Below are 21,750 nucleotides of genomic sequence, written 5' to 3'. Positions count from 1 at the left end.
GTCGGAGTCGGACGTGGACGATCGGTGGGCCTCGCCTGTGACCGCCCTGTGCATGACGATCAGCGTCGTCAGCCGCGATGTCCACGGGCTGGCGGGAAGCTGTGCGGGGGCTGTGTCCGGGCCTGTCCGGTTCGCAACCGGGTGATCTGCGTCTCTCAGGAACTTTGCAGACTCCTCCACAGTAACTGCACAGCCGATGGGGGAACCCTCGCTTCCATGACCGACCAGGACCCGTTCGCCAGGACCCCGCAGTCCGGCGAACCCGCCCACGCCGCCGGCCCTGTCCCGCGTGACGGGTCCACTCCCACCGGCGGCGTGCGCTACGACGACACCCAGGGCGGCACCGCCACGATGCCGCGCAGCGACCAGCCCTCCGGGGCGTGGAACCAGCCGACGGGCCACCACTGGCAGCCCGGTCCGTCGTCGGGGACCCCCGCGGGCCCGCCGCCGCCCACCGACCAGTGGCCGACCGGCGGGGGCGGCAACGGGGGCGGTGGCGGCCGTCGTCGGCGCAGCCCCCTGCTCCTCGCGGCCGCGGCGCTGGCCGCGCTCCTCGTCGCGGGCGGCGTCGGGGGCGCGGTCGGGTACGAGGCCGCGTCGGCGGGTTCGAGCTCGAGCACCTCGGTGCTCTCCGGGAGCTCGGACTCCTCGTCGACGGCCGCGCCGGCCGCGGCGGGCTCCGTCGAGGCCGTGGCGCAGAAGGTGCTGCCGAGCGTCGTGCAGCTGCGCGGCGCCTCGGGCGAGGGCTCCGGGATCGTCATCTCCGCCGACGGGCTCATCCTCACCAACGCCCACGTGCTCGAGGCGGGGCAGGCGCAGCAGTCGTCGGGCGGGCTGGGCGGCCTGTTCGGCGGCGGCCAGCAGCAGCAGTCCGCGCCGCAGCTGCAGGCGGTGTTCCAGAACGGGCAGACCGCGCAGGTCCAGGTGGTGGGCACCGACTCCAGCGCCGACCTCGCGGTGGTGCGGGCCGTCGGTGTCTCCGGGTTGACGCCCGTCGAGATCGGGAGCTCGTCGTCGTTGCAGGTCGGGCAGGGAGTCGTCGCCGTCGGGTCGCCGCTCGGCCTCTCCGGCACCGTCACCAGCGGCATCGTCTCCGCGCTGAACCGCCCGGTGGTGGCCGGCGGGGAGGGCTCGAACCAGTCGACCGTCACCGACGCGATCCAGACCGACGCCGCCATCAACCCCGGCAACTCCGGTGGCGCGCTGGTCGACATGCAGGGCCGCGTCGTCGGCATCACGTCCTCGATCGCGACGCTCGGCGGCTCGTCGGGCTCGGGCGGCCAGCAGCAGAGCGGCTCGATCGGCCTCGGGTTCGCCATCCCGATCGACCAGGCCAAGCGCATCGGCGACCAGCTCGCGTCGCAGGGCTTCGCCACCCAGGCCGTCATGGGCGTCCAGGTCGGCACCGGCCAGCAGGGGGCGACGAGCAACGGCGCCACCATCGGCGCCGTCACCCCGGGCGGTGCAGCGGCCGCGGCCGGCATCGCGCAGGGCGACGTCGTGACGAAGCTGAACGACCGGGTCATCGACGACGGGGACGCCCTCGTCGCCGCCGTGCGGGCCCAGAACCCGGGCGCCCAGGTCACGCTGACCGTGCAGTCCGGCACCGCCGCGCCCCGGCAGGTCCAGGTCACGCTCGGCTCGGAGCGCGCGCCCTCGAGCTGACCCGACCGCACGTCCCCGGACGGGCCGTCCGTCGCCGACCACGGTGACGGGCGGCCCGTCCGGCGTCTCCACCCTCTCCCCCGCGTCTCCACCCCGCCTCCATCCCGGGGCGGACGTCCCGGCCGGCGGACCGGCGCAGGGTGGTCGCCATGAGCATCACGGCGATCTCCTCGAAGCCCGCAGCCCCGTCCTCGACCTCGACCTCGACGTCGGGGACGGGGCAGCTCCGCGGTCTCCTGCTCGACGTCGGGCTGCCGGTCGGCACGTACTACGGGCTGCACCTGCTGGGTGTCGGAGACTCGACGGCCCTGTTGGCCGCGACCGTGGCCGCGGGGGCACGCCTCGCGGTCACCGCCGTGCGGACCCGCCGCGTCAGCGCCTTCGCGGCCCTCATGCTGGCCGTCTACGCCGTCGGGCTCGCGGCCTCCTTCATCACCGGCGACCCGCGGCTGATGCTCCTCAAGGAGTCCGTCGGCACCGGGATCGTCGGGCTGGGGTTCCTCGTCAGCCTGGTCGTCGGGCGGCCCCTGGTCCTCGCGGCCCTGGAGAGCACGAGCCCGGCCCGCGCCGAGGAGGTGGGCCGCCTCTACGCCACCGCACCCGGGGCCCGGCGCACGATCCGCGGCATCACCGCACTGTGGGGCGTCGGCCTGCTGCTCGAAGCGGTCGTGCGCGTCCCGATCGTGCTGGCGCTGCCGATCAGCGTCGCCGTCGGGGTCTCGCAGCTCCTGACCCTCGGCGTCATCGCCGCGCTGTCCGTGGCCGGCGGGCTGTGGGTCCGCACGGCGCGGCGGCGGGCGGACCGGGCGCGGCACGCCGGGTGACCCGCCTCGACATGCCGATCTCGTCGCGACGGGTCTGGCGCACGCCCGCCGCCACCGCCAGGGTGGCGTGATGGCAGTCGAGACGGGTGAGGCCGGCATCCGCTACGACCACGGGGGCGACGAGTTCGTCTACGCCGAGGTCTCCACCGCGATGAGCCTCCCCGCGCACTTCACCGCGCTGGCGATCACCCGGCGGCTCGCGCAGGAGGCGATCGCGGGCGTCGAGGAGATCTGCCCGTCGAACGCGTCGTACATGGTGCGCGTCGACCCCGACCGGATCCACCCGCGCGACCTGGTGCGGGAGCTGAGGCGGATCGAGTCCGAGGTGGGCGACGCGGCCTCCGCGGACCCGTCGTTCACCATCGCCACGCGCATCGTCGACGTGCCGATCATGCTGAACGACCCCTGGACCCACGAGGTCCTCATGAAGTTCCGGGACCGGCACCAGGACCCGGAGGGCACCGACCTCGACTACGGCGCCCGGATCAACGGCTACGACACCACCGAGGCGTTCATCGACGCCCTCGCCGGCTCGCCCTACCTCGTCACGATGATGGGGTTCGTCCCCGGGCTGCCCTGGTGCTTCCAACTCGTCCCCCGGGAACGTCAGGTGGAGGTGCCGAAGTACGTCCGGCCCCGCACCGAGACCCCCGAGCGAGCCTTCGGGTTCGGCGGAGCCTTCGCGGTGATCTACCCCGTGAAGGGCGCCGGCGGCTACCAGCTGTTCGGCTCCGCCCCGGCCCCGATCTTCGACGCGGCGCAGGAACAGCCGGACTTCGCGGAGAACGACTCGGTGGTGTTCTTCCGCCACGGCGACGTCATCAACTTCCGTCGGGTCGACGAGGCCGGCTACGACGAGGTCCGCGAGCAGGTCGCGGCGAAACGGTGGCGCTACCGCACCGCCCCCGTCGAGTTCTCCCCGAGCCGCTTCCTGGCCGACCCCGACGGCACCAACGCCGCGATGCTGGAGGCCCTGTACTCGTGAGCATCCTCGTGCGCGACCCCGGCCTCGAGACGACCGTGCAGGACACCGGCCGCTTCGGGCACTACGCCATCGGCTTCCCGCCCTCCGGGGCGCTGGACTCGTTCGCCTACCACGTCGGCAACGCGCTGGTCGGGAACGCTCCGGGGGCGGCCGGACTCGAGGCGGTGTACCTCGGGCCGACGCTCGAGTTCACCACCGACACCGTCATCGCGGTGACCGGCGCCGACATCCCGGCCACCCTCGACGGCGAGGCGATCCCGCTCTGGGAGTCGGTCGCGGTCCGGGCGGGCCAGACGCTCGCGTTCGGGCAGCTGACCGGCGGAGCGCGGCCCTACGTCGCGATCGCGGGCGGCATCGACGTCCCGACCGTCTACGGGAGCCGCTCGACCTACACGCTCGTCGGGATGGGCGGCTTCGGCGGACGCGGCCTCGCCGAGGGCGACGAGCTCGTCCCGGGCGAGGACGCCGTGGCGCCGCGGGCCGGGCGGCGCCTCGCCGACGACGACGTGCCGACCTACCCGGAGATCGCCGAGCTGCGGCTGCTCGTGGGGCTGCACAGCTACCGGCTGACCCCCGACAGCCTGGAGCGGTTCACCGACACCGCGTGGAAGGTGACCCCGGACGCGAACCGGGTCGGGTACCGCTACCGCGGCGCCGAGCTGGAGTTCGTCCCGCGCGAGCAGCCGTTCGGGGCGGGCAGTGACCCGGCCAACGTCACCGACTGCGGCTACCCCGTCGGCTCGGTGCAGGTCCCCGGCGGGGTGGAGCCGATCGTCCTGCTGCAGGACGCCGTCACCGGCGGGGGCTACGCCACGCTGGGCACGGTCGTCTCCGTGGACCGCGACCGTCTCGCCCAGACCAAGACCGGGGACCGCACGCGCTTCGTCTCGGTCGACCTCGACGAGGCCCTGACCATCCGCCGCGACCGGGCCGCCCAGCTCGACCGCATCCGCACCGCCCTGAGCTGATCCGACCGCGCCCGAGGAGCACCCATGGCACACACCATCACCGCGAAGACCCCCGGCGTCTTCTACCGGAAGCCCTCCCCCGACGCCGAGCCCTACGTCGCCGACGGGGCCACGGTGGCCGAGGGCGACGTGATCGGGCTGATCGAGGTGATGAAGACCTTCCGCGAGGTGAAGGCGGACGCCGCGGGAACGGTCGCGACGTGGCACGTGGCCGACGAGGACGAGGTGTCGATCGGCCAGGAGCTGGTGGAGCTCGACACGTGAGCCCGTCCGAGGGCCTCCGGACCGTCCTCGTCGCCAACCGCGGCGAGATCGCGCTGCGTGTGGTCCGGGCCTGCCGGGACCTCGGGGTGCGGTCGGTGGCGGTGTACTCCGACGCGGACGCCGACGCCGCGCACGTGCGGCACGCCGACGCCGCCGTACACGTCGGGAAGTCGTCGGCCACGAGGAGCTACCTGAACGTGGCGGCCCTGCTCGCGGCCGCGCGGGAGTCCGGCGCGGACGCGGTGCATCCCGGCTACGGCTTCCTGTCCGAGAACGCGGACTTCGCCGGGGCCGTCGCCGACGCCGGGCTCACCTGGGTCGGGCCGGACGCCGCGGTGATCGCGCGGATGGGCGACAAGGCGACGGCGCGTGCGACGGCGGAGGCGGCCGGCGTCCCGGTGGTGCCCGGCAGCGGGGTGGTGGGCTCCACCGACGAGGCCGTCGTCGCGGCGCAGGAGGTCGGCTACCCGGTGCTGGTCAAGGCGTCCGCCGGAGGCGGGGGCCGCGGCATCCGCCCGGCCGCGGACGACGACGAGCTGCGCCGCGTCGTCGACGAGGCCCGCCGGGAGGCGGCCGCGGCGTTCGGGTCGGACGCGGTCTACGTCGAACGGGCCCTGCAGCGACCCAAGCACGTCGAGGTGCAGGTCCTCGCCGACCGGCACGGCGGGGTGGTGCACGTCGGCGAACGGGACTGCTCGCTGCAGCGCCGCCGGCAGAAACTGGTGGAGGAGGCGCCCGCCCCCGGCCTCGAGCCGACGCTGCGGGAGCGGATGTGCACCGCGGCGGTGGACCTCGCGCGGGAGGTCGGCTACGTCGGGGCCGGGACGGTGGAGTTCCTCGTCGAGGACGGGGAGTTCTTCTTCATCGAGATGAACACGCGCATCCAGGTCGAGCACCCGGTGACCGAGCTGGTCACCGGCGTCGACCTCGTCGTCGAGCAGCTGCTCGTGGCCGGCGGGCGGCCGCTCTCGTTCTCCCAGGACGACGTCGTGGTCCGCGGGAGCGCCGTCGAGTTCCGGGTCAACGCCGAGGACACCGACGACGACTTCCTGCCCACCCCGGGCGAGATCACCGCCCTCGAGCTGCCCGGGGGCCCGGGTGTGCGCGTGGACACCGCGCTCGCCGTCGGTGACGCGATCCCGCCGTTCTACGACTCCATGGTCGCGAAGCTCGCGGTGTGGGGGCCGGACCGGGCGACCGCCCTCGCGCGGGCCCGACGCGCGCTCGCGGAGTACCGCGTCGTGGGCGTCCCGACGACGCTGCGGCTGCACCGACGCCTCGTCGACGAGCCCGCGCTGGTCGACGGCACCCACGACATCACGACCCTGGAGGGCCTGATCGGCTAGACGAGCTGCAGCGCGGGGACGCGCTCGACCCCCAGCTCGTCGAACCGGGCGACGATCGCCGCGCAGATGTCCGGCGAGTTCGGGCGGTCGCCGTGCAGGCAGATCGTGTCGACCTCGACGTCGAGATGCCGGCCGGACGTGGACGTCACGTGGCCCTCGAGGAGGTCCACGGCCTGCTGCGCGACGGCGGCCGGGTCCTTCGCGAGCGGGGCGGGCTCCACGATGATGCGCGCGTCGTCGTCGTACTCGAGGTCGGCGAATCCCTCGCGGGCCACGGTCGCGCCGAGGGAGCGGGCGAGGTCGGCGGTGGGCCCGGCGAGCCAGAAGAGCATGAGGTCCGGGTCCAGGCGCAGGACGGCCTCGGTGATCGCGGTGGTGATCGCGTCGTCCGTGAGCGCCATGCCGTAGAGCGCGCCGTGCGGCTTCACGTGCACCACCTCGGCACCCTCCACCGCGGCCGTCGCCTGCAGCGCGCCGACCTGGTACACGACGATCTGCGCGGCCTCGTCGGGCCGCAGGGCCATGCGGCGGCGCCCGAACCCCACGAGGTCCGGCAGCCCCGGGTGGGCGCCGATCGCCGTGCCCGTGGCGGCCGCCGTGCGCACGGCCTCGCGCATCGTCACCGGGTCGCTCGCGTGGTAGCCGCAGGCGACGTTCACCGACGTCACGTGCTCCATGAGCGCCGTGTCGTGCCCCAGCTTCCAGAGGCCGAGGCTCTCTCCCGCGTCGGCGTTCAGGTCGATCCGCGTCAGCATGGCGCCTCCTGGGCTCAACGGTCACCGGGCGACCATCGCACCAGGGCCGAGGCCCGGCCGCCAGACGTCAGTTGATGCAGCCGGGCGCCGCGGCCGTGATGGGCGGGGTGACCGGGGCGGGGGCGCTCACCGCACCCGGCGTCGGGACGGTCGCCCGGTCGGCGGAGTCGTCGCCGATCTCGGCGGCGTGGGCCCGCGCGGCGTCGGACGAGCCGACGGGTTGCGGGACGGGGAGCGGGCGCCCGGAGTCGACCGCGACGGCGTCGTCGACGAACTGCCGGACCTGGACCGGGTCGACCTGGACGGCGGTCCCGTCGGAGGGCGTCGCCAGGTCGGTGGCCCCGGTGGGGATGGTGCGGAAGGTGACCGCGCCCGCCGACAGGCCCTGCATCTGCCCGGCGAAGGACAGGACGTTCCAGTCGGCGTCGAGCGTGACCGACCGCGCGAGGACCGACGAGAGACGGTCGAGGGTGAAGGGGTTGGCGAGCGTCCCGGCCGAGAGCAGCTGTCGCGTGGCACTGGCGAGGAACGTCTGCTGCCGGGTGATCCGGTCGAGGTCGCCGCCGGGGAGGCCGTGACGCTGCCGGACGAACGCGAGCGCCTCGGCGCCCGACACCTCCTGCGGGCCCGCGGGCAGCCGCAGCCCCGAGTAGGGGTCGTCGACGGGGGCCCGCAGACAGACCGGCACCCCGCCGAGGGCCTGGCTGACGTCGGCGAACCCCGCGAGGTTGACCGACGCGTAGTGCGTGATGGGCAGGCCGGTGAGCGCCTGGACGGACGCGATCGTCGTCCGCGCGCCCGCCTCGAGCGCCGCGCGCCGGACGGCCGGGTTGTCGGGCGAGGCCGCGGCGGAGGCCTCGGGCGCGAACGGCGAGGTGGCCGAGCCGCCGCCCGGGGCCTGGGTGAGGGAGTCGGTCGTGAACGCGACGGCCCGGGAGTACGCCGAGTTGATCTTGTGCTTGCCGTAGCCGTCCGCGAGCTGGACGTAGGAGTCGCGCGGGATCGAGATGGCAGTGGCCCGTCCCCCGCCGGCCGGGATGTGCACCACGGTGATGGAGTCGGCGGTGTCGCCGCCGTCGGTGCTGTCGCCCGCGTGCAGGGCGGCGAGCAGGTCCGGCGGGAGCGGGTTGCCCTGGGGGTCGGTCCGGCTGTCGACCCCGAGCAGCAGGATGTTCTGCTCCGCGGCGAGGGCGGGGGGCACCGGCGCCTGGATCACCGAGGCCGAGGCCGTGGATCGATCCAGATATCGCACCTGGGCCCAGGCGAAGGCCGAGACCGCGAGAACGGCCAGCGACACGGCCACCACGACGCTGCGCACGGCCACGCGCACACGCCGCCGCCCGTTCGTGGTTCCGCTCACCTGTTCATGGTTCCCATTGCGCACGATTTCGTCACCGTGACATCGGACGTATCCGATCCTCGTGATGCGCCCGCCACCCGAGCGTGATCGCCCGGCCGGGACGAGGACTCCCTCGGGCCGACCCGGGCCCTCACAGTCGGCCCACAACGTCGGCCCAGGAACCGGACATCCCGGGCCACCAGGGTCGACACCATGACCACGACCCACCTGCGCGCCGTCCCCCGGCCCGCTCCCCGACCGGCGGCGGACGCGCGGTCCGGGGCCCGTCACGCCCGCCCGGCCCGGCCGTGGCAGCGCCTCCTGCGCGGCGCGGAAGGCGCACCGCACTGGGAACGCCCCCTGCTCCTGGTGCTGCTCCTCGGGACCGCGCTGCTCTACCTGTGGGACCTGGGCGCGAGCGGCGACGCCAACGAGTTCTACGCGGCGGCGGTCCAGGCGGGCACGCAGTCCTGGAAGGCACTGCTGTTCGGGTCGCTGGACGCCTCGAACTTCATCACCGTCGACAAGCCGCCCGCCGCCCTGTGGGTCATGGGCCTGTCCGGCCGCCTCTTCGGCTTCAACCCCTGGTCGATGCTGGTGCCGCAGGCCCTCATGGGCGTCGCGTCGGTGGCGCTGCTGCGCGCCGCCGTGCGGCGATGGGCGGGCTCGGGGGCCGGGCTCACCGCGGGCGCAGTGCTGGCCCTGACGCCGGTCGCGGTCCTGATGTTCCGGTTCGACAACCCCGACGCCCTGCTCGTGCTGTGCATGACCGCGGCCGCCTACGCCGCGGTCCGCGCGATCGACGTCGCCCACCGTCGGGCCGGTCTCGCGTGGACGGCCGCCACCGGCGCGCTGCTCGGCCTGGGCTTCCTGACGAAGATGCTGCAAGCCTGGCTGGTCCTCCCCGCCCTCGCCGGCGTGATCGTGCTCGCCGCCGCCGTGACCTGGCGCCGCCGCCTCGCGATGCTCGCCGTCGGTCTCGGCGCCATGATCGTCTCGGTCGGCTGGTACGTCCTGCTGGTCGACCTGTGGCCGACCGACTCCCGGCCCTACATCGGCGGCTCGACCGACAACTCCTTCCTCGACCTCGTACTCGGCTACAACGGCCTGGGCCGGATCCTCGGCGGCGAGGGCAACGGCGGCGGGGGCGGCGGGGGCGGGGGCGGCGCGAGCACCGGCTTCGGCGGCTCGACCGGCATCACGAGGATGTTCAACGCGTCCTTCGGCGGCCAGATCAGCTGGCTGCTGCCGGCCGCACTGATCGTGCTGGCGGCCGGCCTGTGGGTCACCCGCCGTGCCGGGCGCACGGACCGCACCCGGGCGGCGCTCGTGCTCTGGGGCGGGTGGCTCCTGGTGCACGGACTGGTGTTCAGCTTCATGAGCGGCACGGTGCACGCCTACTACTCGGTGGCGATGGCGCCCGGTCTGGCCGGGACGCTGGCCGTCGGTGGCGCACTGCTCTGGCGCCGCCGCGAGCTGCTCACGGCCCGCCTGACCCTCGTCGCGGCCTTGGCGGCGACCACGGCGTGGAGCGTCGTGCTGCTGCGCCGCACCCCGGAGTTCCTGCCGTGGCTGCGCTGGGTCGTGGCGGTCGCGGGGATCGTCGCGATCCTCGGGCTGCTGGCGGGCGCGGTCACCCGGCACGTCTGGGCCCGCCGCGCGATGCCGGTGCTGCTCGTCGGTGCGGTGCTGGCCGGTGCGGGCGGCTCGGTGGCCTACGCGATGGACACCGCCGCGACCACGCACTCCGGCTCGATCGTCTCCGCCGGCCCGGCGAGCGCCGACGGCATGGGCGGCGGACCTGGCGGCCAGGGCGGACCCGGCGGTCAGGGCGGTCAGGGCGGTCAGCCGCCGTCCGGCGCCCGTCCCGACGGCGGGGGTGCTCAGCGGGGCGGTCAGGGCGGCGGTCAGGGTGGTCAGGGCGGTCCCGGCGGCATGACCACCTCCTCCACCGAGCTCACCGGCCTGCTGCGCACCGCCGGCACCACGTGGTCCGCAGCGGTGGTCGGCTCGCAGGGCGCGGCCTCGCTGGAGCTGTCCTCCGGCACGGCCGTCATGGCGATCGGCGGCTGGAGCGGCTCCGACGCGGCACCCACGCTCGCGCAGTTCCAGGCCATGGTCGCCGCCGGCGAGGTGCACTACCTGGTCGCCTCCGGCGGCGGCGGTGGGATGGGCGGCCAGGGCGGCTCGGACTCCGTCGGCACCCGGATCACGACGTGGGTGAAGGAGCACTACACGGCCACCACCGTCGGCGGGCAGACCGTGTACGACCTCACCTCGCCGACCGCGAGCTGACCTCCTCCGCGGCGTGCGTGACGTCCGGCCCGGTCGCCCCCGAGGTGGCCGGGCCGGGCCCGTGGAGCGGGTGGGCGAGCTCGTCCGGGCCGAGGCGCCCGACCAGCAACGCGACCGCGCCGACGAGGAGCGGCACGACGGACGCCACGAGGAACACCGGCGCGAGCCCCACCGCCGCACTGATCGGCCCGGCGAGCGCCATCGACACGGGCATGAGAGCCAGCGAGACGAAGAAGTCCAGGCTCGACACCCGACCGAGCAGGGCCGGCGGCACCCGTCGCTGCAGCAACGTCCCCCAGATCACCTGCGGTGCCGAGAACAACACGCCCGCCAGGAACGCCGCGACCGCCATCGGCCACAGGCTCGCCGCCAGGCCGAACACCGCGAGCGGGACCGACGCGACGGACCACATGACGATCATCGCCGTGAGGTAACGCCGGGGCGTCCGCAGCGACCCCGCCGCGAATGACCCGACCACTCCGCCGGCGCCGTAGGCGGCCAGCACCAGCGCGTGCCCGCCCGGGCCACCACCGGCGCGGTCCTTCACCGCGAACGGCACGAGCACCTCGAGGGGGCCGATCACCACGAGGATCATCAGGCAGGCGAACACCAGCGTGACGAGGAGCCACCGCGTCACGAGCATGTAGCGGAAGCCCTCGCGCAGGTCGGCGACGGCCGACGCGCGGCCGCCGTCGCGCCCGGGCACCGGCAACGACGGCAGCCGCCACGCACACCCGAGCGCGCCCAGCGACGTGCCCGCGACCACGACGAGCGCGACCCCGGGCCCGGCCGCGGCCACCACCGCCCCGGCGATCGCCGGCCCCACGGCGGAGAGCAGGACGGGCCGGAGCATGCTCTCCAGGCCATTGACGGCCTGCAGCTCCTCGGTGGGCACGAGTCGCGGCACCGCCGCCGCGTAGGCCGGGAACAGCAGCCCGCCCGCCACGCCGACCACGCCCGCCACCGCGACCAGCGCGACCATCCCGAGCGAGCCGGCGAGCGAGAGCCCTGCGACCAGCCCCACCGCCCCGACCTGCATCGCGGCGACCACGAGCAGGATGCGGCGCTGCGGCAGCCGGTCGGCGAGGACCCCGCCGAGCAGCGCCGTGAGCACCGCGCCGAGCGCCAGGGCACCGCTCACCAGCGAGAACTGCGTGGCACCGCCTCCGAGGGCGATGACCTGCCACACCCCGGCGACGATCCAGAGCCCCTCGGCGAGCACGGAGAACGCCAGGTTCCCGGCCAACCACCGGTAGGCCGGGTGCCGCAGGGGACGGATCGCTCGCACGCCCCGCACGCTAGGTCGACCCCCCGACAGTCACGGGCGCGAGGCTAGGACGAACGGGACGTCCGGCGCCGGGCATTTCCGGGGTGGGCGTGCGCGCCTAGCGTCGCCGGGGTGACCCGTGCGATGACGTTCGGCCGCCGCGCCGACGAGTACGACCGGCTGCGGCCCGGTCCGCACCCCGAGGCCCTGGACCGCGTGCTGCCCGTGGACGCCCGCACCGTGGTCGACCTCGCCGCCGGCACCGGGCTCGTGACCCGCGCGATCCTCGCCCGCCCGGCCCCACCCGCCGTCGTGATCGCGGTGGAGCCCGACGCGCGCATGCTCGCGCGGCTCACCGGCGCCGTGCGGGTGCGCGGTGCGGCCGAGCACCTGCCGCTGGGGACGGGCAGCGTCGACGCCGTGGTCGCGTCGTCGGCCTGGCACTGGTTCGACGCCGACGCCGCGACGGCCGAGATCGCGCGGGTGCTGCGGCCCGGCGGGACGCTGGGGCTGCTGTGGAGCCGCGCCGACCCGAGCGTGGACTGGGTGGCCACGGTGCGCGGGATCGGGAACATGACCGCCGACGGGTCCGCCCGGCTCTCCCGACGGGGCTTCGCCTTCTCCCTGCCCGACGGGTACGGCTTCGTCGACGACACCCCCGAGGCGGTCCACGTGCGCTGGACGCGGCCGATGACCCGCGACGAGATCGCCGGGATGGTGTGCACCTACAGCGGGGTGCTGGAGCTCGACGAGGCCGCGCAGCAGGAGGTGTTCCGCGCCGCCCGGGCACGGCTCGACGACCTCGTGGCCGGGCCGGATCCCGTCGACGTGCCGTTCGAAACCGTCGCGCGGGCATGGACGCATCGTTAGTTGGCGCATATATGATCTCGGCCCCGGGGTAGCCGCCGAAGACCGACCGTTCGGTGAGCGCACACCGGGAGCCGCCATGACCGCCACGCTGCCCAGCAACTCCGCCACCACCCCGGCGCGCAGCGCCGATCTCGACGCGATCGACCTCGACGCCGTCGACCCCACCGTGCCGGCCGAGCCGGTCAACGTGGCCGAGTACGGCTTCGAGGGGCGCTTCGAGGACTGGACCGCCGACACCCGGTACTTCGAGTACACGAAGGCGGCCGACCCGGTCGGTCTCGGGTACACGCCGGCGGTCCCGGCGGAGCGGTTCGGCCCCGAGCTGTGGCAGGGCGGGCAGACGCGGATCACGCCGCTCGACCTCTCCGAGCCCCTCGGGATCACCAGCGGCCCCGCCACCAGCCCCGGGCTGGTCGCCCACTTCGTCTCGATCCGTGCCGGCGACAAGGTGCACACCGAGGTCAACGCGACCTCGCAGCTCTACTACGTGATGACCGGCCGCGGCTTCGCCGTCGTGAACTCCTCGCTCATCCGCTGGCAGAAGGGCGACTTCATCACCCTGCCCGCCGACAGCCCGGCGACCTTCCACGCCGAGGACGACGCGGCGATGTACTGGGTGCACGACGAGCCGCTGCTGCGCTACCTCGGCGCCGACGCCACCCGCCCGCGCTTCCGCCCGACGATCTTCCCGCGCAGCCGGGCGGTCGAGGAGCTGACGAAGGTCGCCGAGGCCGACGGGGCGAGCGCGAAGAACCGCGTGTCGGTGCTGCTCGCGAACGCCGAGGAGGAGCAGACGCTGACCATCACCCACACCCTGTGGGCGATGTTCGGCCTGCTGCCCGACGACCAGGTGCAGAAGCCGCACCGGCACCAGTCGGTCGCGCTCGACCTCATCCTCGACTGCGAGCCCGGCTGCTACACGCTGCTCGGGCGGGAGCTCGACGAGAACGGCGAGGTGAAGAACCCGACGCGCGTGGACTGGGAGCCCGGCGGCGCCTTCGTCACCCCGCCCGGACTGTGGCACTCCCACCACAACGAGTCAGGCCGGGACGCGCACCTGATCCCGGTGCAGGACGCCGGGCTGCAGACCTACCTGCGCAGCCACGACATCCGCTTCCAGCGGTTCGGCAACCACAGCTAGGGGTGTGCGCTGCGCGCCCGTGAGCACTTTCCGTCGCTATAGCCCCGGAAAGTGCTCACGGGCGAAGCACCTACGCCGGACGCGGCATCCGCGGCCGGCGCGCGGCGAGGGCACGGTGCGGCACGCGGGCGGGGCCCTCGGCGCGGACCGGGACGGCGCCCGGGCGGGCGGCCCGGCCGGCCGGGACCGGGCCGCGCATCGTCGGGGTGACCGGCAGCGGACGGCCGGTGAGCACCGCGGCGAGGACGCCCAGCACGTCGGAGACGCTCGCGTAGTCCGCCTCCGGGACCCGGCCCAGGAGCTCGCGGGTCACGTTGTCGCAGCCGTAGAGGTCGCCCGCGGTGAGGATCTGCCAGCGGCGTGCGGGGAAGGGCAGCTCGCGCAGGATCGGCAGGAGCCGCTCCGCGAGGGCGGCCGGCGAGCACTCGCGCAGCGGGAGACCGGGGACTACGACCGGCTCGGGGCGGGGTGTCGAGGGCATCGGGGGCTCCTTCGGGTCCGCGGCGCCATGCCGCTGCACCCCGTGGACGTGCCCCGTCCACATGTTCCATAACCATCGTTGTGCGCCAGCGGAGTGTCAAATGTTCCGCTCACCGGAATCACCCGAGGACGACGACGGTCGCGTGCGGCGCCACCGCCTGCCCGGCGACGACCGGCCCACCGGCCACGACATCGCGCCCGGACACCCCCGGCGGGACCACGACCGGGTCCTCCCCGAGGTCCGTGACGGAGACGGCGGTGCGCCCGCCGGCGAGCGCCCGACGCAGCACGAGCCGGTCGCCGTCCCAGCGGACCGACGGGGTCGACCACGCCGGGTCCTGGTCGACCGCGACGAGATCGCGGTTGCCGAGCAGGGCCAGCGCGGCGGGGTCGTCCCGGGCCGCCGCCGCCACGTCTGTGCCGGCCAGCAGCGGCGCCCCCAGCATCGACCACACGGCCATCTGCGTGGCCTGCTCGGTCGGAGTGGTGCCCGGGTTGCCCACCTCGAGCATGTCCGGGTCGTTCCCGCGCGCGTACGGCACGGCGGTGGTGAGGCGGACGATGTCGGCGATCGAGGACCAGTCGTCGGCCACGTCATGGGTGGTGCGCCAGACCTGCGCGATGCCGGGCGCCCAGCCCCAGGGCGCGGAGTTCCCCTTGTCGCAGACGGCGAGGACGATCGGCCGTCCCGTGGCCCGCAGAGCGGTCGCCATCGCCGTGTAGCGGGCGATCGCGTCGGTGCCCGCGGTGAAGCAGTCGTCCTCCTTGACGTAGTCGACGCCCCAGGCGGCGAACGACGCGGCGTCGGCGGTCTCGTGCCCGAGCGAGGCCGGGAAGCCGCGGGGGTCGCAGGTCATCGTCCCGGCGCTGGTGTAGAGGCCGAGGCGCAGGCCGCGGGCGTGCACGTAGTCGGCGAGGGCGGCGATGCCGTGCGGGAAACGCACCGGGTCGGGCACGAGGCGCCCGGCCGCGTCGCGCTGCGGCGCGGCCCAGCAGTCGTCCAGGTTCACGTAGCGGTAGCCCCGGTCGCGCAGCCCGGTGCTCACGAGGGCGTCGGCCTGGGCGTGCACCCAGTCCTCGTCGAAGGCGTCCGTGCAGCCCGTCGCGTTCCAGTTGTTCACGCCCATCGGCGGCGCGGCCAGGGAGACGGCCGCGACCGGCACGGCCGGGGCGTCGGCGGCCGCCCCGAGGACCAGGAGCGCGGCGAGGAGCACGAGGAGGGACCGCATCGGGTGCGAGCCTGCCGGGCCGACCTGTGTGCACCATCGGTTACTCCTGAGTAGCTTCTCTCCCATGAGCGCCGTCCTGTCGTCCTGGAACCGCTTCTCCGGCTCGTTGCCCGGCCGGCTGCTCGTCAGTGGCGCGGTCTGGCTGCGCGCCCCGTACTTCCTGACGGCGGCCCCCGTCATCAGCGAGCTCGACGAGAAGCACAGCCGGGTGCGCATGACGAAGTGGTGGCTGGTCCACAACCACCTCGGCACCGTCCACGCAATCGCCTCCTGCAACCTCGCCGAGTACGCGATGGGCGTGCTGGCCGAGGCCGCCGTGCCGCCGAGCCACCGGTGGATCCCGATCGGCATGGACGTCCGCTACCTCGCCACCGCGAAGACCTCGGTCACCGCGGACGCGCAGTGGTCGACCCCGCCCGCGTTCGGCCCGGACAAGGAGGACGTGACCGTCGAGGTCGCGGTCCGCGACGACGCCGGCGCCGAGGCCGTGCACGCCTCGATCCGGCTCCGCGTCTCGCCGCGTCCGCCGCGGTAGGAGGCCGCGGCAGGAGATCGGAGCGGCCCCTCTCCGGTCGATCGTCCGCACGGAGATGCTGCGGAAGTGCCCGTGGCGCGCCTGCGGCTGTGCCACGATCGGCGGGACCATGAGCGCCCCGCCCGAGTCCCCCGGTCGCCCCGGCGCGCCGACGGGGCAGGTCGCCGCGACGCGGTTCTCCGCCCGCCGCCTCACGTCGGCGCTCGTCCGCCGCGACCCCGCGCCGCTCGTCGACCCGCTGCGCTCCCACTCCCGCGCCACCGTCGCCGGCGCCCTGCTCGCCGTGCTCGGGCTCGGGGTCGCGGCCGTGGTGGGGGCGGTCCACCGGCCCGCCGACTGGCGCGCGGCGACGATCGTGGTCGGTGAGCGCTCCGGGGCCCTCGCGGTGGTCACCCGCGCCGACCCGCCCGCCCTGATCGGCGTCCCCAACCTCGCCTCTGCGCGCCTCGCGGCCGCGGCGGTCGCGGGGGCACCGGTGCCGGTGGACCCGGTCGAGATCGACGACGACGTCCTCGCGACGGCGCCCCGCGCCCGCCCGGTGGGGATCGTCGACGCCCCCGTGCTCCCGCCGGCCGATCTCCCCGGCCCGGCCGTCTGGTCGGTCTGCGACACCACCGATCCCGCGGCGGACCGGGCCCGGCCCCGCACGACGACGACCGTCCTCGGCGGGTCCCGCCCGCCGGGCCGTCCGCTCGCGTCGGGCGAGGGCCTCGTCGTCGTGGACCGGGCGGGGCAGAACTGGCTGGTACTCGGCGGGACCCGCGCCCGGCTCGACGTCGCCCGGCCCGCCGTCGTGGAGGCCCTGGGCCTCGGCGGTCTGCTCCCCCGTCCCGCCAGCAGCGGCTTCCTGGCCGCGCTGCCGGAGGCGCCGCCGATCACCCCGCCGACGATCCCGCGCCGCGGCGCCCCGGTCCCGGTCGACCTCGCCGGGGAACGGGCGGGCGGCGTCGTCCGGCTCGTCGGGGCCGGGAGCACCGACACCTACCTGCTGGTGCTGAGCGACGGGGTCGAGGTCGTGCCGGAGCTGCTGGCGCGCCTCATCCGGCTCGACGACCCGGCCCTGGCCGCGGTGCCGATCCCGACGGTGTCGCCCGCCCAGGTCGCGAACACCCCGGTCTCCCGGGCGATCGACGTCGGCGCCTACCTCGACCCGGCGCCCGTCCCGCTGCCGCCGGACCGGGCACCGACGGCCTGCGCGGACCGCACGGCGGGCGCCGGGCCGGGGGTGACGGTGGCGGTCGACCCGCTGCCGCGCGGGGTCACGCTGCGCCAGGCCGACGGCTCCGGCGACCGGGTCGACCGTGCCGTGCTGCCCGGGACGGGGGTCGCGGTGCGGGAGGAGGACGGGACGCTCGTCGTCGTCGGGGCGACCGGCTCGGCGCACGGGGTGCCCGACGCCGCCACGGCCGAGGCCCTGGGGCTGGGCCGCACGTTCACCCCGGCCCCGCAGGCCGTCGTCGGGCTGCTGCCCACCGGCCCGCCGCTCACGGTGGAGGCCGCGACCCGACCGCTCGGGTGATCAGCGCCCGGCGGCGAGTGCCTGCGCGGGAGCGGTGGTGGTCGTCGTCGTCGCCGGCGGTTGCGACCGGGCGGTGGGCGTCGTGGTGACCACCGGCGGCGGCACCACGACGGGGGTGGTGGCGACGGGCGGCGCCGGGGCCTGCGTCGGCACCACGGGCGGGGGCGCCGCCGTGGTGGTGCGCACGCGCGTCCGCGTCGACGTGGCGGGCGCCCGCGTCGACTCCTCCACGCGCTCGGGCGCCGCGGTGGTCGAAGGCAGCACCGCGGCGGGCACCGGCGGCGCCGGGACCGCGGCGGGCACCGCCGGGAGCGGCGCGGCGCCGGCCCCCGCGACGAGGGTGTAGGCCAACGCGGACCCCGCGATGAGCACGACCGCCAGGGCAACACCGATCGCCAGCAGCAGTCCCCGGCGACGGGGGCGTGCGGGGGTGGTACCGGTCGGCGCGCCGATCGCGGCGGGACCGGTCGGTACCCCGGCGGCGACCATCGGCCCCGAGGCGTGCACGGCCGGTCCCGAGGTCAGGGGCACCACACCGGTCGGGGCGGCCATGAGCGCCGGCGAGAGGACCGTCTCGGCGTCGAGACCGATCTCCCGGGACACCGTGCGCATCGCCGCGAGCACCTCGTCGGCCTCCGGGCGCGCGGCCGGCTCGTCGGCGGTCATCGCGACGAGCAGGGTGCGCAGCGACTCGGGCAGCTGCATCGGGACGGCGGGGCGGCGGTGCAGGCGGGCGACGGCGGCCTCGAGCGCGTTGCCCGGGTACTCGCGGCGCCCGGTCAGGCACTCGATGAGGACCAGCCCGAGCGCGTACACGTCGACGGCCGGCGTCACCGCCTCGCCGCGCACCTGCTCGGGGCTGAGGTAGGACGCGGTGCCGATGACCATGCCCGCGGCGGTGACGGGCGCGGCGTCGCGGACGGCCGCGATCCCGAAGTCCGAGAGGTGGGCACGGCCCTCGGCGTCGAGCAGGACGTTGCCGGGCTTCACGTCGCGGTGCACCACCCCACGGCGGTGCACGTAGCCCAATGCGTCCGCGAGCGCGGCCCCGAGCGCCACGACGTCGCCGAGCGGCAGCGGCCCCCGGCGGATGCGCTGGGCGAGGGTGTCCCCCTCGATCAGCTGCATGACGAAGTAGGCGCGGCCCCGGTCGTCGCCGACGTCGTAGACCGTCACCAGGCCTGGGTGCGACAGGGCGGCGAGCGTGAGGACCTCGCGGCGGTTGCGGGCGTCGGACCCCTCCTCGAGGTCCCCGACCAGCTCCGCGGGCGGTGACGACGGCCGCGGCGCGGACCCGCCGTCGTTCCGGCCGTAGCGCGCGCCCTCGGCGGCCTCGCCGCCCGCGTCCCCCGACCCGTCGTCGGGAACGGCCTCGTCGGCCGGCGCCCCGCCCCCGGCCTCGGCGTTGGCCGCGGCGACGACGTCGCCGCCGGAGCCGAACATCTTGATCGCGACGTCGCGCCCCAGGAGCTCGTCGCGGGCCCGGTAGACGTCGGCGGCGCCGCCGCGACCGATCAGGTCGCCCACGGTGTAGCGCCCGCCCACCACGGAGGGGGGCCCGGCCTCGGTCGTGCTCACGGCGCCACCTCCTCCCGTCCCGGGGCCATCATCCCCCGATACCGGGCCCCGCGTCCGCGATACGCACAGAACGGCCCGGGGTTCATCCCTGGTCAACGACGACGTCGGGCCACGGACGCGCGTCGTTACGCACCCGTGAGCAGTGGTGTCCAGATCGTGACGGACCGGACGCCGCCGTTGCACCGACCGCCCGGTCCGGTTCAGCCGACGGGCGTGTCGACCAGCGCGGCGAGGACGGACGGGAGCGGCCCGGGGTGCACGACGTCGAGCGACCGGGTGGCGCGGGTGAGGGCCACGTAGAGATCGTTCAGCCCGCGGGGGGACTCCTCGACCATCCCCGCCGGATCCACGAGCACGACCGCGTCGAACTCCAGCCCCTTGGCGTCGGACACGGTGGAGACCACGACGGCCACCTCGAGGTCCGAGCCGCCGCGCTCGTCGTCGGCCCGGTCGGCGTCCGCCGCGACGAGGCCGTCGGCGACCAGGCGGTCCCGGAGTGCCTCGACCCGGCTCTCCGGCGCGAGCACCACCACCCGGCCGTTGCCCTCGGCGTCGACCACCTCGTCCGCCGCCGCCCGGGCGGTCGTGGCCACCTGGTGCTCCAGCCCGTCCGGGTCGGTGAGGACCGCCCGCGGCGGCACCCCGGACTCGCGCACCGACTCCGGCGGCTTCTGGCCCGGGTCGATGACGGCGAGCACGTCCGCGGCCACGGCCGCGATCTCCGCCGGGGTGCGGTAGTTGACCGTGAGCGACTCCCGGCGCCAGCGGGCCGCGACGTAGGGCGAGAGCACCGCGTGCCAGGAGGAGGCGCCGTCGCGGGCGCCGGTCTGGGCGACGTCGCCGACGAGCGTCATCGAGCGGCTCGGGCAGCGCCGCATGAGCACCCGCCACGCCATCGGCGAGAGCTCCTGCGCCTCGTCGACGATCACGTGCCCGAAGGTCCACGTGCGGTCCTCGGCGGCCCGCTCGGCCGCGCTGGCGTAGGAGACCTCGCTGCTGCGGTCGGCGAGCACCGAGGCGTCGACGACGTCGGTGGGCCGGAGCAGTTCCGGATCCCAGTCCTCCTCCATCGCGAGGATCTCCAGCACGCCCGCGGCGTAGGCCTCGTCGGCCTCCCGCTTGCGTTCCGCCCGCTCCCGCTCGGCGGTGTCGTCCTCCCCGAGCAGCTCGGCGGCCTCGTCGAGCAGCACCGCGTCGGCCGGGGTCCACCACTGCGGGTCCAGCGGGTGCCGCGGTCCCGAGTCCCGCTGCAGCAGCGCACGGTCGGCGTCGGACCAGCCGCGGGTGGCCGCCGTGATCCGCTTCGGGTCGGTGAACAGGTCGACCAGCAGCTGGGGCGGGGTGAGGGTCGGCCAGAAGGCGTCGAGGGCGGCCATCAGGTCCGGGTCCTCGCGCATCGTGTGCCGGATGTCGGCGAGGTCGCCGCGGTCGAGCAGCCGGCGGTCGGACTCCGCCACCTCGGGGTGCGAGCCCTCACGGCTGATCCGGTCCCGCTCGCGGCGGGCGAGCAGGTCGACGGCCTCGCGGACGAAGGTGCGCTTGGCGTCGTTGTGGGGGCGGCGCGTGCGGCGCGCCCGGGTGCGGGCCGCCGCCACCAGGTCGCGGTCGAGCACGACGGGCTCGCCGTCGACGACGAGGCGGACGGGCCGGCGGGGCAGCTCCTGGCGGTCGCGCACGGCGGCGGCGAGCACCTTCGCCATGTCCAGGTCGCCCTTGCGCGCGGAGCGCTCGGGGGCCTCGTGGGCTCGGGCCGCGAGCCCCGGGTAGAGCTCGCCGACGGTCTGCAGCAGCACCGAGGTCTCGCCCAGCGACGGCAGGACCTGCTCGATGTAGCGCAGGAACGTCGGGTTCGGACCGACGACGAGCACGCCGCGCTTCGCGAGCTGCCGGCGGTGGGTGTAGAGCAGGTAGGCCGCCCGGTGCAGCGCGACCGCGGTCTTGCCGGTGCCCGGCCCGCCCTCCACGACGAGGACGCCGTTGACCCCGGCCCGGATGATGCGGTCCTGCTCGGACTGGATGGTGGCGACGATGTCGCCCATCCGCCCGGTGCGCCCCGCCGTCAGCGCCGCGAGCAGCGTGGCCTCGCCGGTGAGGCCCTGCCGCTGGGCGCCCGACGCCGCGGCGGCCTCGGCCAGGTCGAGGATCTCGTCGTCGACCGCGAGCACCCGGCGGCTGCGGGTCCGCAGGTGCCGCCGGCGCCGGATCCCGTCCGGGTTCGCCGCGGTGGCCGTGTAGTACGGCCGGGCGACCGGCGCGCGCCAGTCGATGAGCAGCGGCTCGTAGTCGTGGTCCTCGTCGAGCAGCCCGAGCCGCCCGATGTAGACCGTCTCCTGGTCGAACCCCGGCGTCTCCGGGTCCGCGTCGCCCGTCAGGGCATCGGGCTCGACGTCGAGGCGGCCGAAGCAGAGGCCCTCCTCCACCCCGGAGAGCGTCGCCAGCTGCTCGGAGTACATCGCGGCCGCCGCATCGCGCTCCGAGACCGCCTGCGGGGTGCCGGTGGTCTCCTCGCGCAGGACGCGGGCGAGGAGTTCGGCAGTCTCCTTGCGGCGCACGTCGAGACGCCCGTAGAGCATCGAGACGTAGGGCTGTTCGGCGGCGACCGGATCTCCGCCCGGCTCGGTCTCCGGGGCTGCGGGGGACACGGGGTGGGACAAGGACGACCTTCGTTCGCGCTCGTGCGTGTCGGGCTC

At 75.4% G+C, this 21,750-nt stretch carries 18 protein-coding genes; 11 read left to right on the top strand and 7 right to left on the bottom strand.

What is annotated here, in order from left to right; translation table 11 throughout:
• Positions 1-216 precede the first annotated feature (216 nt).
• From A3CO_RS32360 to A3CO_RS0114730, 6 genes are all read left to right on the top strand, one after another.
• On the top strand, positions 217-1,665 hold the full coding sequence (locus A3CO_RS32360; protein WP_018333016.1) for a S1C family serine protease: 1,449 nt from the start codon (positions 217-219) through the stop codon (positions 1,663-1,665).
• 149 nt (positions 1,666-1,814) lie between these two features.
• Positions 1,815-2,489, top strand: coding sequence for a VC0807 family protein (locus tag A3CO_RS32355; protein ID WP_157647580.1), 675 nt, complete (start codon positions 1,815-1,817; stop codon positions 2,487-2,489).
• A gap of 70 nt (positions 2,490-2,559) precedes the next feature.
• Complete coding sequence (locus tag A3CO_RS0114745; RefSeq protein ID WP_018333014.1) at positions 2,560-3,474, top strand: 5-oxoprolinase subunit B family protein; 915 nt, start codon at positions 2,560-2,562, stop codon at positions 3,472-3,474.
• The gene (locus A3CO_RS0114740; protein WP_018333013.1) at positions 3,471-4,442 is read left to right on the top strand and encodes a 5-oxoprolinase subunit C family protein; all 972 of its coding nucleotides are present in this window, start codon (positions 3,471-3,473) and stop codon (positions 4,440-4,442) included. The genes A3CO_RS0114745 and A3CO_RS0114740 overlap by 4 nt, the downstream gene beginning before the upstream one ends.
• Before the next feature lie 24 nt (positions 4,443-4,466).
• Positions 4,467-4,706, top strand: coding sequence for an acetyl-CoA carboxylase (locus A3CO_RS0114735; protein WP_018333012.1), 240 nt, complete (start codon positions 4,467-4,469; stop codon positions 4,704-4,706).
• Positions 4,703-6,052, top strand: coding sequence for an acetyl-CoA carboxylase biotin carboxylase subunit (locus A3CO_RS0114730; RefSeq protein ID WP_018333011.1), 1,350 nt, complete (start codon positions 4,703-4,705; stop codon positions 6,050-6,052). The genes A3CO_RS0114735 and A3CO_RS0114730 overlap by 4 nt, the downstream gene beginning before the upstream one ends.
• On the opposite strand, the gene A3CO_RS0114725 is transcribed toward A3CO_RS0114730, so the two are convergent.
• Entirely contained in the window at positions 6,049-6,807 is a 759-nt protein-coding gene (locus A3CO_RS0114725) for a LamB/YcsF family protein (protein ID WP_018333010.1), read from the bottom strand. The genes A3CO_RS0114730 and A3CO_RS0114725 overlap by 4 nt on opposite strands.
• Positions 6,808-6,874: 67 nt before the next feature.
• Entirely contained in the window at positions 6,875-8,167 is a 1,293-nt protein-coding gene (locus A3CO_RS32350) for an LCP family protein (protein ID WP_084681879.1), read from the bottom strand.
• Between the two features lie 192 nt (positions 8,168-8,359).
• Between A3CO_RS32350 and A3CO_RS0114715 the strand changes: the two genes are divergently transcribed.
• The gene (locus tag A3CO_RS0114715; RefSeq protein ID WP_018333008.1) at positions 8,360-10,441 is read left to right on the top strand and encodes an ArnT family glycosyltransferase; all 2,082 of its coding nucleotides are present in this window, start codon (positions 8,360-8,362) and stop codon (positions 10,439-10,441) included.
• On the opposite strand, the gene A3CO_RS0114710 is transcribed toward A3CO_RS0114715, so the two are convergent.
• Positions 10,419-11,729, bottom strand: a complete 1,311-nt coding sequence (locus A3CO_RS0114710) for an MFS transporter (protein WP_211214479.1) — start codon at positions 11,727-11,729, stop codon at positions 10,419-10,421. The genes A3CO_RS0114715 and A3CO_RS0114710 overlap by 23 nt on opposite strands.
• A 111-nt stretch (positions 11,730-11,840) precedes the next feature.
• Between A3CO_RS0114710 and A3CO_RS0114705 the strand changes: the two genes are divergently transcribed.
• Both A3CO_RS0114705 and A3CO_RS0114700 read left to right on the top strand, forming a co-directional pair.
• On the top strand, positions 11,841-12,578 hold the full coding sequence (locus A3CO_RS0114705) for a class I SAM-dependent methyltransferase (RefSeq protein ID WP_018333006.1): 738 nt from the start codon (positions 11,841-11,843) through the stop codon (positions 12,576-12,578).
• Between the two features lie 76 nt (positions 12,579-12,654).
• On the top strand, positions 12,655-13,719 hold the full coding sequence (locus tag A3CO_RS0114700; protein ID WP_018333005.1) for an AraC family ligand binding domain-containing protein: 1,065 nt from the start codon (positions 12,655-12,657) through the stop codon (positions 13,717-13,719).
• 70 nt (positions 13,720-13,789) lie between these two features.
• Here the strand turns inward: A3CO_RS0114700 and A3CO_RS0114695 are convergent, their stop codons facing one another.
• Together A3CO_RS0114695 and A3CO_RS32345 are read right to left on the bottom strand one after the other, a co-directional pair.
• Complete coding sequence (locus tag A3CO_RS0114695; protein ID WP_157647578.1) at positions 13,790-14,200, bottom strand: hypothetical protein; 411 nt, start codon at positions 14,198-14,200, stop codon at positions 13,790-13,792.
• A gap of 118 nt (positions 14,201-14,318) precedes the next feature.
• On the bottom strand, positions 14,319-15,428 hold the full coding sequence (locus A3CO_RS32345; RefSeq protein WP_018333003.1) for a glycoside hydrolase family 27 protein: 1,110 nt from the start codon (positions 15,426-15,428) through the stop codon (positions 14,319-14,321).
• A gap of 64 nt (positions 15,429-15,492) precedes the next feature.
• On the opposite strand from A3CO_RS32345, the gene A3CO_RS0114685 reads away from it, so the two are divergent.
• Together A3CO_RS0114685 and eccB are read left to right on the top strand one after the other, a co-directional pair.
• Positions 15,493-15,963, top strand: coding sequence for a hotdog fold domain-containing protein (locus tag A3CO_RS0114685; protein ID WP_018333002.1), 471 nt, complete (start codon positions 15,493-15,495; stop codon positions 15,961-15,963).
• 109 nt (positions 15,964-16,072) lie between these two features.
• Positions 16,073-17,482 carry a type VII secretion protein EccB gene (eccB, locus tag A3CO_RS0114680; RefSeq protein ID WP_157647576.1) on the top strand — a complete coding sequence of 470 codons (1,410 nt, stop codon included), beginning with the start codon at positions 16,073-16,075 and terminating at the stop codon, positions 17,480-17,482.
• On the opposite strand, the gene A3CO_RS35895 is transcribed toward eccB, so the two are convergent.
• Both A3CO_RS35895 and A3CO_RS0114670 read right to left on the bottom strand, forming a co-directional pair.
• Positions 17,483-19,060, bottom strand: a complete 1,578-nt coding sequence (locus A3CO_RS35895; RefSeq protein ID WP_018333000.1) for a serine/threonine-protein kinase — start codon at positions 19,058-19,060, stop codon at positions 17,483-17,485.
• 200 nt (positions 19,061-19,260) lie between these two features.
• Positions 19,261-21,714 (bottom strand): HelD family protein, encoded by a 2,454-nt coding sequence (locus A3CO_RS0114670; RefSeq protein WP_245561507.1) that lies wholly within the window; start codon positions 21,712-21,714, stop codon positions 19,261-19,263.
• Between the last annotated feature and the right edge of the window lie 36 nt (positions 21,715-21,750).

Origin of the sequence: Actinomycetospora chiangmaiensis DSM 45062 (assembly GCF_000379625.1) — a bacterium.
Lineage (GTDB): Bacteria > Actinomycetota > Actinomycetes > Mycobacteriales > Pseudonocardiaceae > Actinomycetospora > Actinomycetospora chiangmaiensis.
Note: the sequence above shows the minus strand (reverse complement) of the source record. Positions and strands in the feature narration are given on the sequence as shown.

Bases quoted from the DNA above. Each gene is read 5' to 3' on its own strand.
- A3CO_RS0114735 (WP_018333012.1), top strand. From the start codon at position 4,467: ATGGCACACACCATCACCGCGAAGACCCCCGGCGTCTTCTACCGGAAG.
- A3CO_RS0114715 (WP_018333008.1), top strand. From the start codon at position 8,360: ATGACCACGACCCACCTGCGCGCCGTCCCCCGGCCCGCTCCCCGACCG.
- eccB (WP_157647576.1), top strand. From the start codon at position 16,073: ATGAGCGCCCCGCCCGAGTCCCCCGGTCGCCCCGGCGCGCCGACGGGG.
- A3CO_RS32360 (WP_018333016.1), top strand. From the start codon at position 217: ATGACCGACCAGGACCCGTTCGCCAGGACCCCGCAGTCCGGCGAACCC.
- A3CO_RS0114700 (WP_018333005.1), top strand. From the start codon at position 12,655: ATGACCGCCACGCTGCCCAGCAACTCCGCCACCACCCCGGCGCGCAGC.
- A3CO_RS0114745 (WP_018333014.1), top strand. From the start codon at position 2,560: ATGGCAGTCGAGACGGGTGAGGCCGGCATCCGCTACGACCACGGGGGC.
- A3CO_RS32345 (WP_018333003.1), bottom strand. From the start codon at position 15,428: ATGCGGTCCCTCCTCGTGCTCCTCGCCGCGCTCCTGGTCCTCGGGGCG.
- A3CO_RS0114725 (WP_018333010.1), bottom strand. From the start codon at position 6,807: ATGCTGACGCGGATCGACCTGAACGCCGACGCGGGAGAGAGCCTCGGC.
- A3CO_RS32355 (WP_157647580.1), top strand. From the start codon at position 1,815: ATGAGCATCACGGCGATCTCCTCGAAGCCCGCAGCCCCGTCCTCGACC.
- A3CO_RS0114685 (WP_018333002.1), top strand. From the start codon at position 15,493: ATGAGCGCCGTCCTGTCGTCCTGGAACCGCTTCTCCGGCTCGTTGCCC.
- A3CO_RS0114695 (WP_157647578.1), bottom strand. From the start codon at position 14,200: ATGCCCTCGACACCCCGCCCCGAGCCGGTCGTAGTCCCCGGTCTCCCG.